This window comes from Geobacillus genomosp. 3, assembly GCF_000445995.2.
In the GTDB taxonomy this organism is placed as follows: Bacteria; Bacillota; Bacilli; order Bacillales; family Anoxybacillaceae; genus Geobacillus.
Genome location: NC_022080.4, coordinates 3,432,202 through 3,446,630 on the forward strand (window position 1 = coordinate 3,432,202; position 14,429 = coordinate 3,446,630).

14 protein-coding genes and 1 pseudogene are annotated in these 14,429 nt (G+C 51.5%); 1 reads left to right on the plus strand and 14 read right to left on the minus strand.

Annotation, left to right across the window (positions count from 1 at the left end; genetic code table 11):
- Window positions 1–93 precede the first annotated feature (93 nt).
- The 3 genes and pseudogenes from M493_RS17090 to M493_RS17100 form a co-directional block, all read right to left on the minus strand.
- Window positions 94–2,113 (minus strand): annotated as a pseudogene (locus M493_RS17090) (molybdopterin-dependent oxidoreductase).
- 72 nt (window positions 2,114–2,185) lie between these two features.
- A complete protein-coding gene (locus tag M493_RS17095) occupies window positions 2,186–2,383 on the minus strand; it encodes a DUF951 domain-containing protein (RefSeq protein ID WP_020961645.1) in 198 nt (65 codons plus the stop codon).
- 20 nt (window positions 2,384–2,403) lie between these two features.
- A complete protein-coding gene (locus tag M493_RS17100) occupies window positions 2,404–3,303 on the minus strand; it encodes a mechanosensitive ion channel family protein (RefSeq protein ID WP_020961646.1) in 900 nt (299 codons plus the stop codon).
- A gap of 172 nt (window positions 3,304–3,475) precedes the next feature.
- On the opposite strand from M493_RS17100, the gene yyaC reads away from it, so the two are divergent.
- Window positions 3,476–4,099 (plus strand): spore protease YyaC, encoded by a 624-nt coding sequence (gene yyaC, locus M493_RS17105; protein ID WP_020961647.1) that lies wholly within the window; start codon window positions 3,476–3,478, stop codon window positions 4,097–4,099.
- Between the two features lie 82 nt (window positions 4,100–4,181).
- On the opposite strand, the gene M493_RS17110 is transcribed toward yyaC, so the two are convergent.
- The 11 genes from M493_RS17110 to rpmH all read right to left on the minus strand — a co-directional run bounded on the left by M493_RS17110 (window position 4,182) and on the right by rpmH (window position 14,036).
- The gene (locus M493_RS17110) at window positions 4,182–4,883 is read right to left on the minus strand and encodes a DUF554 domain-containing protein (protein WP_020961648.1); all 702 of its coding nucleotides are present in this window, start codon (window positions 4,881–4,883) and stop codon (window positions 4,182–4,184) included.
- A gap of 59 nt (window positions 4,884–4,942) precedes the next feature.
- Window positions 4,943–5,803, minus strand: a complete 861-nt coding sequence (locus M493_RS17115; RefSeq protein ID WP_020961649.1) for a ParB/RepB/Spo0J family partition protein — start codon at window positions 5,801–5,803, stop codon at window positions 4,943–4,945.
- Window positions 5,796–6,557, minus strand: a complete 762-nt coding sequence (locus tag M493_RS17120) for a ParA family protein (protein WP_020961650.1) — start codon at window positions 6,555–6,557, stop codon at window positions 5,796–5,798. Before M493_RS17120 ends, M493_RS17115 begins: the two co-directional genes overlap by 8 nt.
- Window positions 6,558–6,681: 124 nt before the next feature.
- Window positions 6,682–7,527 carry a nucleoid occlusion protein gene (noc, locus tag M493_RS17125; protein WP_020961651.1) on the minus strand — a complete coding sequence of 282 codons (846 nt, stop codon included), beginning with the start codon at window positions 7,525–7,527 and terminating at the stop codon, window positions 6,682–6,684.
- Between the two features lie 153 nt (window positions 7,528–7,680).
- Window positions 7,681–8,397 (minus strand): 16S rRNA (guanine(527)-N(7))-methyltransferase RsmG, encoded by a 717-nt coding sequence (gene rsmG, locus M493_RS17130; protein WP_041268051.1) that lies wholly within the window; start codon window positions 8,395–8,397, stop codon window positions 7,681–7,683.
- Between the two features lie 22 nt (window positions 8,398–8,419).
- Complete coding sequence (gene mnmG, locus M493_RS17135; RefSeq protein WP_020961653.1) at window positions 8,420–10,309, minus strand: tRNA uridine-5-carboxymethylaminomethyl(34) synthesis enzyme MnmG; 1,890 nt, start codon at window positions 10,307–10,309, stop codon at window positions 8,420–8,422.
- A gap of 16 nt (window positions 10,310–10,325) precedes the next feature.
- Window positions 10,326–11,714 (minus strand): tRNA uridine-5-carboxymethylaminomethyl(34) synthesis GTPase MnmE, encoded by a 1,389-nt coding sequence (gene mnmE, locus M493_RS17140; RefSeq protein ID WP_020961654.1) that lies wholly within the window; start codon window positions 11,712–11,714, stop codon window positions 10,326–10,328.
- A 250-nt stretch (window positions 11,715–11,964) separates the two neighbouring features.
- Window positions 11,965–12,621: an RNA-binding cell elongation regulator Jag/EloR gene (jag, locus tag M493_RS17145; RefSeq protein WP_020961655.1), complete on the minus strand. Its 657-nt coding sequence runs from the start codon at window positions 12,619–12,621 to the stop codon at window positions 11,965–11,967.
- Window positions 12,618–13,382 carry a YidC family membrane integrase SpoIIIJ gene (gene spoIIIJ / locus M493_RS17150; protein WP_020961656.1) on the minus strand — a complete coding sequence of 255 codons (765 nt, stop codon included), beginning with the start codon at window positions 13,380–13,382 and terminating at the stop codon, window positions 12,618–12,620. Before spoIIIJ ends, jag begins: the two co-directional genes overlap by 4 nt.
- 74 nt (window positions 13,383–13,456) lie before the next feature.
- The gene (gene rnpA, locus M493_RS17155) at window positions 13,457–13,822 is read right to left on the minus strand and encodes a ribonuclease P protein component (protein WP_020961657.1); all 366 of its coding nucleotides are present in this window, start codon (window positions 13,820–13,822) and stop codon (window positions 13,457–13,459) included.
- Window positions 13,823–13,901: 79 nt separating this feature from the next.
- A complete protein-coding gene (gene rpmH, locus M493_RS17160; protein ID WP_020961658.1) occupies window positions 13,902–14,036 on the minus strand; it encodes a 50S ribosomal protein L34 in 135 nt (44 codons plus the stop codon).
- Between the last annotated feature and the right edge of the window lie 393 nt (window positions 14,037–14,429).

Consider the following 14,429-nt stretch of genomic DNA (forward strand, 5'->3'; position numbering starts at 1 on the left):
CCCTCATTATATGGGCTGGCGCGAAAAATGACAAGCGTACAGCTAGCGGGGAGTTTTTCCGGCGGCCCACCTCAAAAAAGCGGTTTAAACCGTTTAGTTTGCCTTTGACATCGTTTTTTCGATATTGACCAAACAGTCATAAATCGTGCTGCCACAGCCGTTGTCCGACTCCAAATCAGACGTGAGCACATTAACCGGCCCGCCAAACGCTCCCCATTGTCCTTCGTCAATATTGATCGTCCCCGGATGAGCCCCATCAAGCACTTTGACCGTGCCCTCGACCGATCCGCGGCCGTTGTAGACGCGCGCTTGATCGCCGTCAATGAGCCCTTTTTCGGTGGCGACATCGGCCGCGACTTCAATGCGCACTGCCTGCAGCGCCGGAATGAGCGGATAGTGCTGTGAATGGTTCGACCGGAGTGGGTGAATCGTCAACAACCGGTACGGATATTTCGCGGCCAATAATGGATTGGCCTCTTCTGATTCGGCCGGGTACATCATTTGCAGCCGTCCGTCCTTTCCTTTTTGCCGGGCGGTTGCGGACGTAAATTCATACTTGCCGCTTGGCGTGTGAAAGCGACGGTCATGCCACGGCACCGGGTCAACAGGCAAAAGAACGCGGTGCTCGGTCTTCAGCCGCTCAAGTGTAATGCCATACCGCTCTAGAGGCCGGAGCGCCATCGCCAAAAACTGATCACGCGTATAGGCAAACGCATCGCCAAAGCCGAGGCGTTTCGCCAGCTCCGTCCAAATCCAAAGGTCGGGCTTCGCCTCGCCCGGCGGATCGATAAGCTTCGGTCCGTAGTTCAAATACGCATGGTACATCGACGAACAATAGGCGTCTTCCTCTTCAAACGAGGCGGCAACCGGAAGGACGTAATCAGCGGCGGCGGCCGTGTCCGTCATGAACTGCTCAAACACGACGACTGTCTCAACGGAAGCGAATGCCTTTTTCATTCGGTTCGTATTGGGCACTTGGGCAAGCGGATTGCCGCACGTGACGATGATCATCTCAATAGGCGGATCGTCCGCCCGCAAGATCTCTTCCGCCTGCTTCATCATCGTCCACGTGCGTGACACTGTTTTTCGATCCGGAAGTGTTAAGGCTGCCTTGTCAAAACACTCGCTCACTTGCAAGTTGCCAAAGTTCGCCCCTCCACCCGGAATGCCGACGTTGCCGCTCACCGCAACAAGGGCGTCGATCCAGCGGATCGTATTGCCGCCGTTCGCATAACGCTGCATGCCAAGCCCAAGATATGTCGCCGTCGGCCGGTCGCCGTAAAGCTGGGCGAGCTCTGTTATCATATGGCGGCTGATACCGGTGTACCGCTCGATTTCCTTGAGCGAAATCGTCTGCAATAGTTGTTCGACGTCATGAAACCCGACCGTATGCCGTTCAATAAACACACGATCCTCTAGTCCGAGCCGAAGCAGCTCTTTCATAATGCCCATCGCCAAAAAGGCGTCCATTCCGGGCTTCACACATACGTACCGGTCAGCGATGCGCGCCGTCGGGCCGAACAGCGGATCGATGACAGTAATCGTCGCGCCGCGCTTTTTCGCCGCAAGCAATCGTTCCAATAAATGCATGTTCGTTCGGGCGACATTTCGCCCCCAAATGACGATATGACGGCTGTTGTCGATATCTTCCGGCGCATGGCTGTACGCGTTGCCAAAATCCCACGTCTGCGCCTCAATGCCAGCACCCCAGCAAAGGCTGCCGACAAGCTCCGTCACCCCGCCGTAACAATTGAAAAAAACGCTGATCCAGCTGTTTCAGTAGTCCGTTATTGGCGTAATCATGACTATGGAGCACAGCTGTCGGACCGAGCCGTTTTTTTAATTCCTGCATTTTTTTAGCGATGTCATCAAGCGCCTCTTGCCACGAAACACGGACAAATTTCCCATTCACTTTTTTCAATGGATAAAGGAGCCGCTCCTTGGCGTTTGCCCGCTCTTTCAGCATCCGCCCGCGTCCGCAAATCGTCCCCTTTGTAATGGGATGCTGTTCATCGCCATCAATGCGCACCACTTTTTCACCGTTTACGGTTACCTTAAGCCCACAAACGTCCCAACAGTTGAGCGGACACGACGTCACATACGTTGTTTCCATCGTTTCCCTCCTCCCCCCTCATTAACAAAAGAGCATGGGACAGCCGCCCATGCTTTTTTGGCTCACTTTCCTTTATTCCTCATGCTTGACTACCACTTTTTTCATTTTGCGGACAAACTCCTTGCGCGGCAAAAGAACGCTATGGGCGCATCCTTCGCATTTAATGCGGATATCAGCGCCGAGGCGAATCACTTTCCAACGGTTCGCCCCGCACGGATGCGGTTTTTTCATTTCGACGATATCATACAGGCCAAATTCTTTCTCTTCCATCCGCTACCCCCCCATGATTGTCACGATTGTTGCCTTTGCCATTTGGCATCGAGCGGTTCCTCTCCGCCGCGCCGATGCAATACCATCCTTGGGTACGCAATTTCGATTCCGCGTTCGTCTAACAACATTTTCACTTCTTTACGGATGGCTCTTGCCACACCGACATGACTCATCGGCTTCGTTTCACATGTAATGCGAAGAACAACTTCTGAGTTCACTAAGTTTTGTACGCCAAGCAGCTGAGGCGGTGCGACCATGTCCTCATATTTTTCCGGCAGCTTCGGCAGCAGTTCGCGAATCGCCTTTTCCGCCTCTTCAATATCTTCTTCATAGGAGATGCTGATATCCACTACCGCCAAACTGTTGTGGAGCGAGTAATTCGTCACTTGCGTAATGCTGCCGTTGGGCAAAATGTGCACTTCTCCCGTCCAACTTTTAATTTTCGTCACCCGCAGCCCGATCTCTTCCACATACCCTTCAAAATTGCCGATGCGCACGTAATCACCGACCGCAAACTGGTCTTCAAAAATGATGAAAAACCCGGTGATGATGTCTTTCACTAAGCTTTGCGCCCCGAAACCGACGGCCAAGCCGACGACCCCGGCTCCGGCCAACAGCGCTTTGACGGGAACACCAAACGTATCTAAAATCATCAACAACGCAATAAAATATAGTACATACGTAATCACATTGTCTAACAGCCGCGCTAACGTCATCTCCCGGCGTTCCGAAATGCGGAGCGGCGCTTTCTGGCGCACTTTGAACACGTTATGGACGGCCATTTTCAACACTTTCACCGCTATGGCGCATATGAGTAGGATAAGAACAATCTTAAGCACCCCTGTTCCAATCCGAAGCCACAGCTCCTCATTCATCAAAAACTCAAACAGCCGGCTAACCGTTTTTTCCATCGTATTCAATGTTGGCGACACCTCAACCTTTTCTATTTTGCGCTTTTTATTTTAACAAGACAGACCATTGATTGGTAGTCATGCAGCGAAAGAAAAAGAAAAACAGACGCCAAGATGTATATCATTCTTCCATTTTCCGTATACTGTTAATACTTTTGAATCGAAAGTAGGAGTGAAGCGAATGAGCATACCGTCAATATTTTTCTCTTCCAGGGAGGAAAAAGATCGCGTTTTTTATGATGAACAAGGGGCGACGACCTCAATCGCCTGGCGGATCGCTTCGCTGCTTCCCGATCCGCTCGCCCAGCCGGTTGTCATCGTTTGCATCGGCACGGACCGCTCGACCGGCGATTCGCTTGGACCGCTTGTCGGCACGATGCTGAAAGAGAAGCTGTTGACCCGTTTTCACGTATACGGAACGCTCGAGGAACCGATCCACGCTGTCAACCTAGAAGAAAAAGTGAGGGCCATTCAGCTCATTCATCGTGACCCATTTATGATCGCGGTCGACGCCTGTCTTGGGCGGCTGAAAAGCGTCGGCGCCATCACCGTAGCAAAAGGGCCGGTCCGCCCTGGGGCCGGGGTGAATAAGCAGCTTCCTCCCGTCGGCGACGCCCATATTACCGGAGTAGTGAATGTCAGCGGGTTTATGGAGTTTTTCGTCCTGCAAAATACGCGTCTTCATCTCGTCATGAATATGGCCAAAACGATTGCCAGCGGCATTTATGAGGCGGAACGGCATCTCGTCCGCAAAGAGCGGATCGCCGTCCAACCGCTTCCGAAAGACCGCCATTCATTATGGTAGGCGGAACATCCCCATCTTGACAAGGTATTCAAGAAGGGGATTTCTTTTCTCCTTGCCTTGAAGATACAGGCAGCGAGCGCCGTCAAGCGAACGAAAGAGCGAAAACAGCAGCCGCCGCCACGAGAATGCTCGGCAGCAAATTGGCCACGCGAATGTTCGTCAAACCGAGCATATTCAGCCCGATCGCCATAATTAAAATTCCCCCGGTCGCTGTCGATTCAGCGATAAATGAATCCAATACTTCCCTTGGCACAAACCGCTCGATTTGCGTCGCCAATAACGCGATGCCACCTTCGTAAATGACGACGGGCAAGGCAGCGAACATGACCCCAATGCCAAGCGTCGTCGTTAAAATGACGCTAGCGAAGCCGTCCAAAATAGATTTCGTATAGAGAATGCTATGGTCGCCGCGCAGTCCGCTGTCAAGCGCCCCAACAATCGCCATTGCACCGATGACAAAGAGCAGCGTCGCGCTGACAAACCCTTTGGCGATGCTTCCTTTCCCGTTTCCACCGACTTTCTTCTCCAGCCATTGGCCGAGCCGGTTCAGCTTTTCTTCCCAGTCCCAAAACTCCCCGAGAATGCCGCCGAAAACGAGGCTGAAGATAACAACGAGAAACTGTTCACTTTTCATCCCCATCTGAACGCCAAGAAGCGCTACCGCAAGCCCGATGCCCCCCATTACCGTCTCTTTTACCCGCTCGGGAATACGGTGAAACCATTTTCCGATCAAGGCCCCCACCACAATGCTAATTCCGTTCACAATCGTCCCTAGCAATACCATGATGTTCAACCCTCTCTAGCTCCAGCAAAAATAAACCGGCCCCTATTGCCAGGCCGCTCCTACTCGTCGAACTGCACATCGAGCAGTTCCAATATTCTTTCTAAATCTTCCGGGGAAAAAAACTCGATTTCGATTTTCCCCTTTTTTTTCGTCTGTTTAATGGTGACGTTCGTGCCGAATTTTTCGCGCAACAGCGATTCGCTTTCCCGGAGAAACACGCTTTTTTCCGGTGGTTTCCGTTTCGATGTTTCACGTGAAACATTTCCGTTCATTTGCTGGATGAGTTTCTCAAGCTGCCGGACGTTCAGCCCATCGCGAACCGTCCGCTCGACGACGAACTTCATTTTGCTTTTTTGCTTCAGCCCTAAGAGCGCCCGACCGTGCCCCATCGACAGCGTACCGTCCACAAGTAGTTTTTGTACTTCCGGGGGGAGGGACAATAAGCGCAAATGATTGGCAATGTGCGGGCGGCTCTTGCCGACGCGGCTGGCGATTTCTTCTTGGGTCAAATGCAGCCTGTCGATCAACATTTTATACGCCATTGCTTCCTCGATCGGATTCAAATCCTCACGTTGCAAGTTTTCCAAAAGGGCAAATTCCATCATTTGTTCGTCCGTTAGCTCGCGCACAACGACAGGGACCGATGGCAAATCCGCCTCTTTCGCCGCCCGGTAGCGCCGCTCGCCAACGACGATTTCAAATCCCTTCGGCGAGCGGCGGACGATGAGCGGCTGCAAAATGCCGTGCTGCAAAATCGATTGTTTCAGTTCCTCAATCGCTTCGGGTTGGAACGTTTTCCGCGGCTGGTACGGGTTCGGATGGAGGGTGTGGATGCTGACCTCTTGCACGATTTCCTCTTTTCCATCGAGTTCGAGGTTGTGAAACAGCGCATTGATGCCTTTGCCAAGACCTTTAGCCACGTTCAAGCACCTCCTTTGCCAGTTCCAAATACACTTCCGCCCCCCGCGATTTGACATCGTATAAAATCACCGGCTTGCCGTGGCTTGGCGCCTCACTCAGCCGCACGTTTCTCGGGATGATCGTTTCGTACACCATTTCCCGAAAATACTTTTTCACCTCTTGGATGACTTGCAATCCTAAGTTTGTCCGTGCATCGAGCATGGTCAATAAGACACCCTCAAGGCGCAAATCATAGTTTAAGTGCCGCTGCACGAGCCGGATTGTGTTGAGCAGCTGGCTGAGTCCTTCAAGCGCATAATATTCGCACTGAACAGGAATAAGCACGGAATCCGCGGCTGTCAGGGCATTTAACGTCAACAGCCCCAATGAAGGAGGACAGTCGATAATGATAAAATCATACATGGCTTTGAGCGGCTCAAGCGCATTTTTGAGCCGGATTTCGCGGGAGATGACCGAAACGAGCTCAATTTCCGCACCCGCAAGCTGGATCGTCGCCGGAACTACGTATAAATTTTCGATGTTCGTCGGCCGAATAACCTCTTTTGCCTTCATATCGCCAATAATAACGTTGTAAATGCATTCATCAACATCGCCTTTTTCAATGCCAATGCCGCTTGTCGCATTCCCTTGCGGATCGACATCAACAAGCAGCACCTTTTTTCCGAGATGCGCCAAACAGGCAGACAAGTTGACGGCCGTTGTCGTTTTCCCGACCCCGCCTTTCTGGTTTGCAATAGCAATGACTTTGCCCACGATGCCACCTACCTCTACCTCTTACTCATAAATTCTATTTTATCATGAAAATAAGAAAAATGACGTTGTTTTCTGAAAGAAAAAACCCCATCAGCCGCGCTTGATGAGGCAAAAGGTGACTTCGTTATTTTTTGGCGATGCGGATCGTAATTTGATAATAATCGTCAAACTCTTCCTCTTCGGAATGAACCGATACCCCGCTGTTTTCCACCATGGAAAGCGACTGGCGAATCGTGTTGACGGCGATGCGCATATCACGGCTGAACGCCTTTCGCTTCGGCTTCGGCTTTCGTTCACCTGCTTCAAGCATCTTTAACACTCGGTCTTCCGTCTGTTTGACATTTAATTGTTTCTCAATAATTTCTTGCAGCAACTTCAGTTGTTTCTCTTTATCTTTCAACACGATTAACGCGCGGGCATGGCGTTCGGTGATCGTCCGCTGCAGGAGCGCCTCCTGCACTTCTTGCGGAAGCTTGAGCAGGCGCAGCTTATTGGCGATTGTCGACTGCCCTTTGCCGAGGCGTTGGGCGAGCGCTTCCTGCGTTAAATCGTGGAGCTCAATCAGCCTGGCATACGCCATCGCCTCTTCAATTGGCGTCAGTTCCTCACGCTGCAAATTTTCAATGAGGGCAACGGAGGCGGTTTCCTTATCGTTTAAGTTTTTAATAATCGCGGGGATTTCCGTCCAGCCAAGCTTTTGCACCGCTCTCCATCTCCGCTCGCCGGCGATGATTTCAAATTGTCCGTTTCCACATTCGCGGACAACGATCGGTTGGATAATGCCGTGCGTGCGAATCGTCAATGCCAGCTCGGCAATTTTCTCTTCATCAAACACCGTGCGCGGCTGAAAACGGTTCGGAATGATGCCGGCAACTGGAATATGGCGAACTTCTTCCCTCTCTTGCTTTTCCCCCGCTTCTTCCTGCTCTTTTTCTCCAAAGCTGAACAAGCGCGAAAACGGATGCTTCATCCCCCTACACCACCTTTGGACATACTTGGCCAGCATTCTCTGTTTTGCCCGGCAGAAGCCGCTGCCTGTGGCCGTCTTTGTTTCCCTCGGCACGAGGCGCAAGACGGGAGTCGACACAGCCTTCTTTGCCTTTCCCGCCGCGTCCTCAAAAGGTTACTGAATCGGCTGTTTGCTTGGCGTTCCCGGTTTGCGCGGATATTGAGCCGGCGTCTTTTTCGCTTTGCGGACGAAAATAATCGTCCGTTCCCCTTCCTCAAACGGCAGCGTGAACGTTTCCGCTGCTTTCACTTCCCCGCCGAGCACAGCGATCGCCTTTTTCCCCTCTTTCAACTCTTCGGACGCCGAAGCGGCTTTCATCGCGATGAATGTACCGCCGATTTTCACAAGCGGAAGGCAAAGTTCGGCAAGCACCGGCATGCGCGCCACCGCCCTCGCTGTAACGATGTCGAACGATTCACGCATCTCTTTTTGGCGGGCAAACGTCTCCGCACGGTCGTGATAAAGGGCAATATCGTGAAGCCCTAGTTCTGCGGCAAGATGCTGCAAAAAGCGGATGCGCTTTTGCAGCGAGTCGACGATTGAAACGCGCAAGTGCGGAAAGCAAATTTTAAGCGGGATGCTCGGGAATCCTGCCCCGGCGCCGACGTCACAAAGCGAGAACGGCTTGGAAAAATCGTAATAAAAGGCCGGGGAAACCGAATCAAAAAAATGTTTTACATACACGCCGGGCTTGTCCGTAATGGCGGTCAAATTCATCTTCTCGTTCCATTCGACGAGCAGTTCATAGTAGCGCTCGAACTGCGCAAACGCCTGGGAAGAGAGGGAAATTCCCCTCTCTTCGAGCATGGCTTGAAATTGTGTCGCCTCCATAAGCCAATCCTTTCCCTCATGTTTATTCATTCGACACGCGCGCGATTCTTCCTTGTTCCAAATACACTAATAATATCGAAATATCGGCCGGATTGACGCCGGAAATGCGCGAGGCTTGGGCGATCGAGAGCGGGCGCACTCGCTTCAGCTTTTGCCGCGCCTCGGTTGCCAGTCCTTGGATGGCGTCGTAATCGATATCTTCCGGGATTTTTTTGTTTTCCATTTTTTTAAGCCGCTCAACTTCTTGCAGCGATTTTTGGATGTAGCCTTCGTACTTGACTTGAATTTCCACTTGCTCAGCGACTTCCGGGGCGACGTCCTCATCCGCCGGCGCCAGTTTTCGGATATGTTCATACGTCATTTCCGGACGCCGGAGCAAATCGGCGGCGCGGATGCCGTCTTTCAGCTCGCTTCCGCCCGCTTCGCGGATGACTGCCTGCACTTCCGGCGTCGGTTTGATGATCACGGTTTGCAGCCGTTTTTTCTCCCGTTCGATCGCTTCTTTTTTCGCCAAAAACGTTTCATACCGTTCTTTCGAAATCAAACCAATCCGATAGCCGAGCTCGGTCAGGCGCAAATCAGCGTTGTCGTGACGGAGCAACAACCGGTATTCAGCGCGCGATGTGAGCAGGCGGTACGGCTCGTTCGTCCCTTTCGTCACCAGGTCGTCGATCAAAACACCGATATAGGCGTCCGAACGGCTCAAAATGATCTCCTCGCGCCCAAGCGCGCGGTGGGCGGCGTTAATGCCGGCCATAATGCCTTGGCCCGCCGCTTCTTCGTAGCCGGATGTGCCGTTGATTTGCCCGGCGGTATACAAGTTTTTCACAAGCTTTGTTTCCAACGTCGGCCATAGCTGGGTCGGTACGATCGCATCGTACTCGATCGCATAGCCGGCCCGCATAAGCTGCGCTTTCTCGAGCCCCGGAATCGTTTCAAGCAGCTTGCGTTGAATATGTTCCGGCAAGCTCGTCGACAACCCTTGCACGTATACTTCTTCCGTTTCCCGTCCTTCCGGCTCCAGAAAAATTTGGTGACGCGGCTTATCATGGAACCGGACAACCTTGTCTTCAATCGACGGGCAATAGCGCGGTCCGGTTCCTTTAATCATGCCGGAGTACATCGGCGATAGGTGCAAGTTCTCGTCAATGATGCGGTGCGTGTCCTCTGTCGTATATGTCAGCCAACATGGCAGCTGGTCGGTGATATATTTGGTCGTCTCGTACGAAAACGCCCGCGGTTCCTCGTCGCCCGGCTGAATTTCCGTTTTGCTGTAATCGATCGTCCGGCTGTTGACACGCGGCGGCGTGCCCGTTTTGAAGCGGACGAGCTCAAACCCAAGTTCCTCTAAATGCTCGGACAGCCTGATCGACGGCTGCTGGTTGTTCGGGCCGCTTGAATATTTAATATCGCCGATAATAATTTCCCCGCGCAAAAACGTCCCGGTCGTAATGACGACGGCTTTGGCGTAATAATGCGCCCCTGTTTGTGTGATGACACCTTTGCAGACGCCGTCTTCAACGATGAGCCGCTCAACTTTTCCTTGCAGCAGCGTCAAGTTTTGTTCGTTTTCGAGCGTCTTTTTCATTTCCCGCTGGTACAGCACTTTGTCAGCCTGCGCCCGCAGTGCGCGGACGGCCGGACCTTTGCCGGTGTTGAGCATCCGAATTTGAATGTACGTTTTATCAATGTTTTTCCCCATTTCCCCGCCAAGAGCGTCAATTTCGCGCACGACAATCCCTTTCGCCGGGCCGCCGATCGACGGGTTGCAGGGCATGAACGCGATCATATCGAGATTGAGCGTAATGACGAGTGTTTTCGCCCCGATGCGCGCGGCCGCCAACGCTGCCTCACAGCCGGCATGACCGGCGCCGATGACGATGACGTCGTACGATCCTCCATGATACTCCATTTCGTTTCCTCCTTGCTTATTTTCCTAAACAAAATTGGGCAAACAGCTGATCAATCAAACTTTCATGCACTGTATCGCCCACGATTTCACCAAGCAGCTCCCACGCCCGGCGCAAATCGATTTGCACGAGATCGACCGGCATGCCGGCATCAATGCCAGCCAGCGCATCTTCCATCGCCTTTTTCGCCTGTTCGAGCAACGCGATATGACGGGAGTTTGAAACATAAGTCAAATCACCGGCCTCTAGTTCGCCGCCAAAAAATAAGTCTGCGATCGCTTTTTCCAGTTCGTCAATTCCTTGTTCGCGCAATAGTGATGTTGCCACAATCGGACGACCGGCCGCAAGTTCTTTGACCCGCTCCATATCAATGTGCTGAGGCAAATCTGTTTTATTGACGATAACGACGATATCCATTCCCTCTGTCATCGCAAACAGCCGCTCATCTTCTTCCGTCAGCGGTTCATGGTAATTCAAAACGAGCAAAATTAAATCGGCCTGTTTCAACATTTGCCGCGAGCGCTCGACACCAATCCGTTCAACAATATCCTCTGTCTCACGGATGCCGGCCGTATCAATCAAGCGGAGCGGCACACCGCGGACATTGACATACTCCTCAATGACATCGCGCGTCGTTCCCGGGATGTCAGTGACGATGGCCCGGTTTTCGTGGGCGAGCGCATTTAATAGCGATGACTTGCCGACGTTCGGCCGCCCGATAATGACTGTGGCTAAGCCTTCGCGTAAAATTTTCCCCTGCGTGGCGGTCGAAAGCAGCTTTTCGATTTGTCCGCGCACGTATTCCGCCTTCTCCCTTAGCAGGCGCGGCGTCATCTCTTCGACGTCATCGTACTCCGGGTAGTCAATGTTAACTTCAACATGCGCCAGCGTCTCTAAAATCGTCTGCCGCAATTCGCGGATCAGTTTCGACAAGCGCCCCTCCATTTGCAACAAGGCGACATTCATCGCCCGATCCGTTTTAGCCCGGATTAAGTCGATTACCGCCTCGGCCTGCGACAAATCGATGCGCCCGTTTAAAAACGCTCGCTTCGTAAATTCCCCTGGCTCGGCAAGCCGCGCTCCGTTCGCGAGCACTAACTGCAACACCCGGTTGACGGAAACAAACCCGCCATGGCAGTTAATTTCCACTACATCCTCGCGCGTAAACGTCTTCGGTGCCCGCATGACCGATACCATCACTTCTTCAACGGTCCGTCCGCTTTTCGGATCGACGATATGTCCGTAATGAATCGTGTGTGACGGGACGTCTTTCAGCCGCTTTCCAGCCGGGCTCTGAAAAAGCCGGTCGGCAATCTCTACCGCTTCATCCCCGCTCAAACGGACGATGGCGATCGCCCCTTCTCCCATCGGTGTTGAAATAGCGGCAATCGTATCAAATTCTGTCACCGCTTTTCACCTCGCTTTTCTCCGTTCCTTTTATATCCACAGCCTTTTTTGACTGTCTTTACCTTGTGGATGTTTGTTTAGTTCAATTTTAACTTATCCACATGTGAATAACAATATGGCACGCTCAGCCCAGTTGTCTAAAAATGTATATGGCCGCTGCGAACCGGAATGCATATGGCGGCAACATAGCATGGAACTCAACCATTCAGGCACCCCGTGCTTATAAAAAAAGAGACCTCCTCTATGTTGTTTAGAGAGAGGCCTCTTTCCTTGGCGACTTTTTGTCTGCTGCTGGCGAAATGACGATCGAACGGTGCGGGTCAGCTCCGATCGAATAGGTGGAGACATGTTTATTGCCAGCCAGCGCCGCATGAATGATTTTTCGCTCATGCGCCGGCATCGGTTCAAGTTTGACTTCCTTCCCTGTCCTGACCACCCGTGCTGCCAGCTTGTTTGCCAGTTCGACCAGCGTCTGTTCCCTTCGTTCGCGGTAATTTTCGATATCGACGGCGATCGACACATATTCGTCCGCATGGCGGTTGGCGACAAGCTGTGCCAAAAACTGGAGCGCGTTTAACGTTTGTCCGTGTTTGCCGATCAGCAACCCGACCGGCCCTCCTTGGACGCGGAGCATCACCTGCTTGCCGCGGCGGGAGGCTTCAACAATCGCCCCTTCCGCCCCCATTTGTGTGATAATCTGCTGCAAAAAACGCACCGTCTCCTCGACCGGATCGATTTTCAACACCGCTTTTACAACCGCCGGCCGGCCGCCAAACAGGCCGAACCAGCCTTTTTTCCCTTCATCGATCACGACGATCTCTGTGCGCTCCCGAGGCACACCAAGCTGTGCAAGCGCCAATTGCACTGCTTCTTCGACCGTTGCGGCAGTCGCGGTCACTTCCTTCACTTTTTCGCTCCTCCTGAATGGGCAGAAACAGTCGGCCCTTTAATAAGATACGTTTGCACAATGGAGAAAATATTTCCGACGACCCAGTAAAGCGACAAGGCGGCCGGGAAGTTGATCGCAAAAATGACGATCATAATCGGCATCATCCAAAGCATCATCGCCATTTGTGGATTTTGCTGGGCAGAGCCGGCCATCATAATTTTTTGCTGGATAAACGTCGTCACTCCAGCGATCACCGGCAAAATAAAGTACGGGTCCTTTTCGCCAAGGTCGAACCATAAAAAGTTATGTTGGGCGATTTCCCTTGTGCGCATAATAGCATGATAAAACCCGATTAAAATCGGCATTTGAATTAAGATCGGAAAGCAGCCGGCCATTGGGTTGACCCCGTGTTTTTGGAACAGCAGCATCATCTCTTGCTGGAGCTTTTGCTGGGTTTGCGCATCTTTTGAACTATATTTTTTGCGCAACGCCTCGATTTCAGGCTGAAGCGCTTGCATCGCTTTCGCATTGCGCGTCTGCTGAATCATTAGCGGCAAAATGAGCAGGCGGATAAGAATGGTAACGACAATAATCGACAGCCCGAAGCTTCCGCCAAGCATCTCGGCGACGTATTTAATAAGCCAAGAAAGCGGATAAACGATATACTCGTTCCAAAACCCCTTGCTTTCTCGGGTAATTGGCTCGTTAATTTCCGTGCATCCGGACAACAAGGCAGCCAATGCACCGAGTAAAACAATCAATGTAATTCGCCTTTTCACCTTCTTTTTCCTCCCACATATACAAGTTCACGTATGTATTTTACCACCTTTTTTTCACCGGATGGAGCATTTTTTCAAGTCAAATCCGACGTTCGGCCTCCCTTTTTCAACCCCCCGGCTTTCCGCAACACGTGGATCAAACTTTTTTTCACTTCGGCATAACCCATTTGAGCTGCAGGCTGCCTGGCAATGATAACGTAGTCCTTTCCAGGGACCACCTCTTCTTTCAATTCAAGAAAACATTGGCGGACGTATCGTTTAATTTGGTTTCTGACAACCGCTTTGCCGAGCTTTTTACTGACGGAAAGTCCGATGCGAAAGTAAGGCTGCTCCGGACGGTCAAGCGTATAGACGACAAACTGGCGGTTGGCGGTCGAAACGCCCCGTTGAAACACTTCCTGGAATTCCTCATTCTTTTTGATCCGATACTGTTTTTTCATTTTCCCGAAACACTCCATTTGCCTCATTTCCCGGCGGCAAAATGTTGAGAAAAAAGACCACTGATGCTTCAGTGGCCTATTATGCAGACAATACTTTTCTTCCTTTGCGACGGCGGCGCGCCAATACTTTTCTTCCATTTTTCGTGCTCATGCGCGCGCGGAATCCATGCACTTTGCTGCGCTTCCGTCTATTTGGTTGATACGTCCGTTTCATCTATGACACCTCCCTAGGGAATAACTGTTACGGGCAGTCTTTCTCATTATATTGAACAATCTTAGCAAATGTCAACTGCCTTCATGTTTTTCTTGTCTTAACGAGCGATGTGGATAATTTTTTTTGCCCCAAATCACAATCCACAACATTTATCGACATTTTTTTCACATGTTCAACAGTGTGGATAATGGTTTTTTTCACAACCTGTCTGTTTTGTGGATAATTTAAAAACCCGTTGCAACAAGCCACTTTATTTGCTATTATTAATGTGTTTTCACTATGAATAATCGTGTGGGTAAAAAAAGATATCCACATTTTGTGGATAGATTGTGGATATATTTTTGCACAACTTGTTTATAGTGTTGTCCACAGTTGGTGGATTTTGTCGGAAAG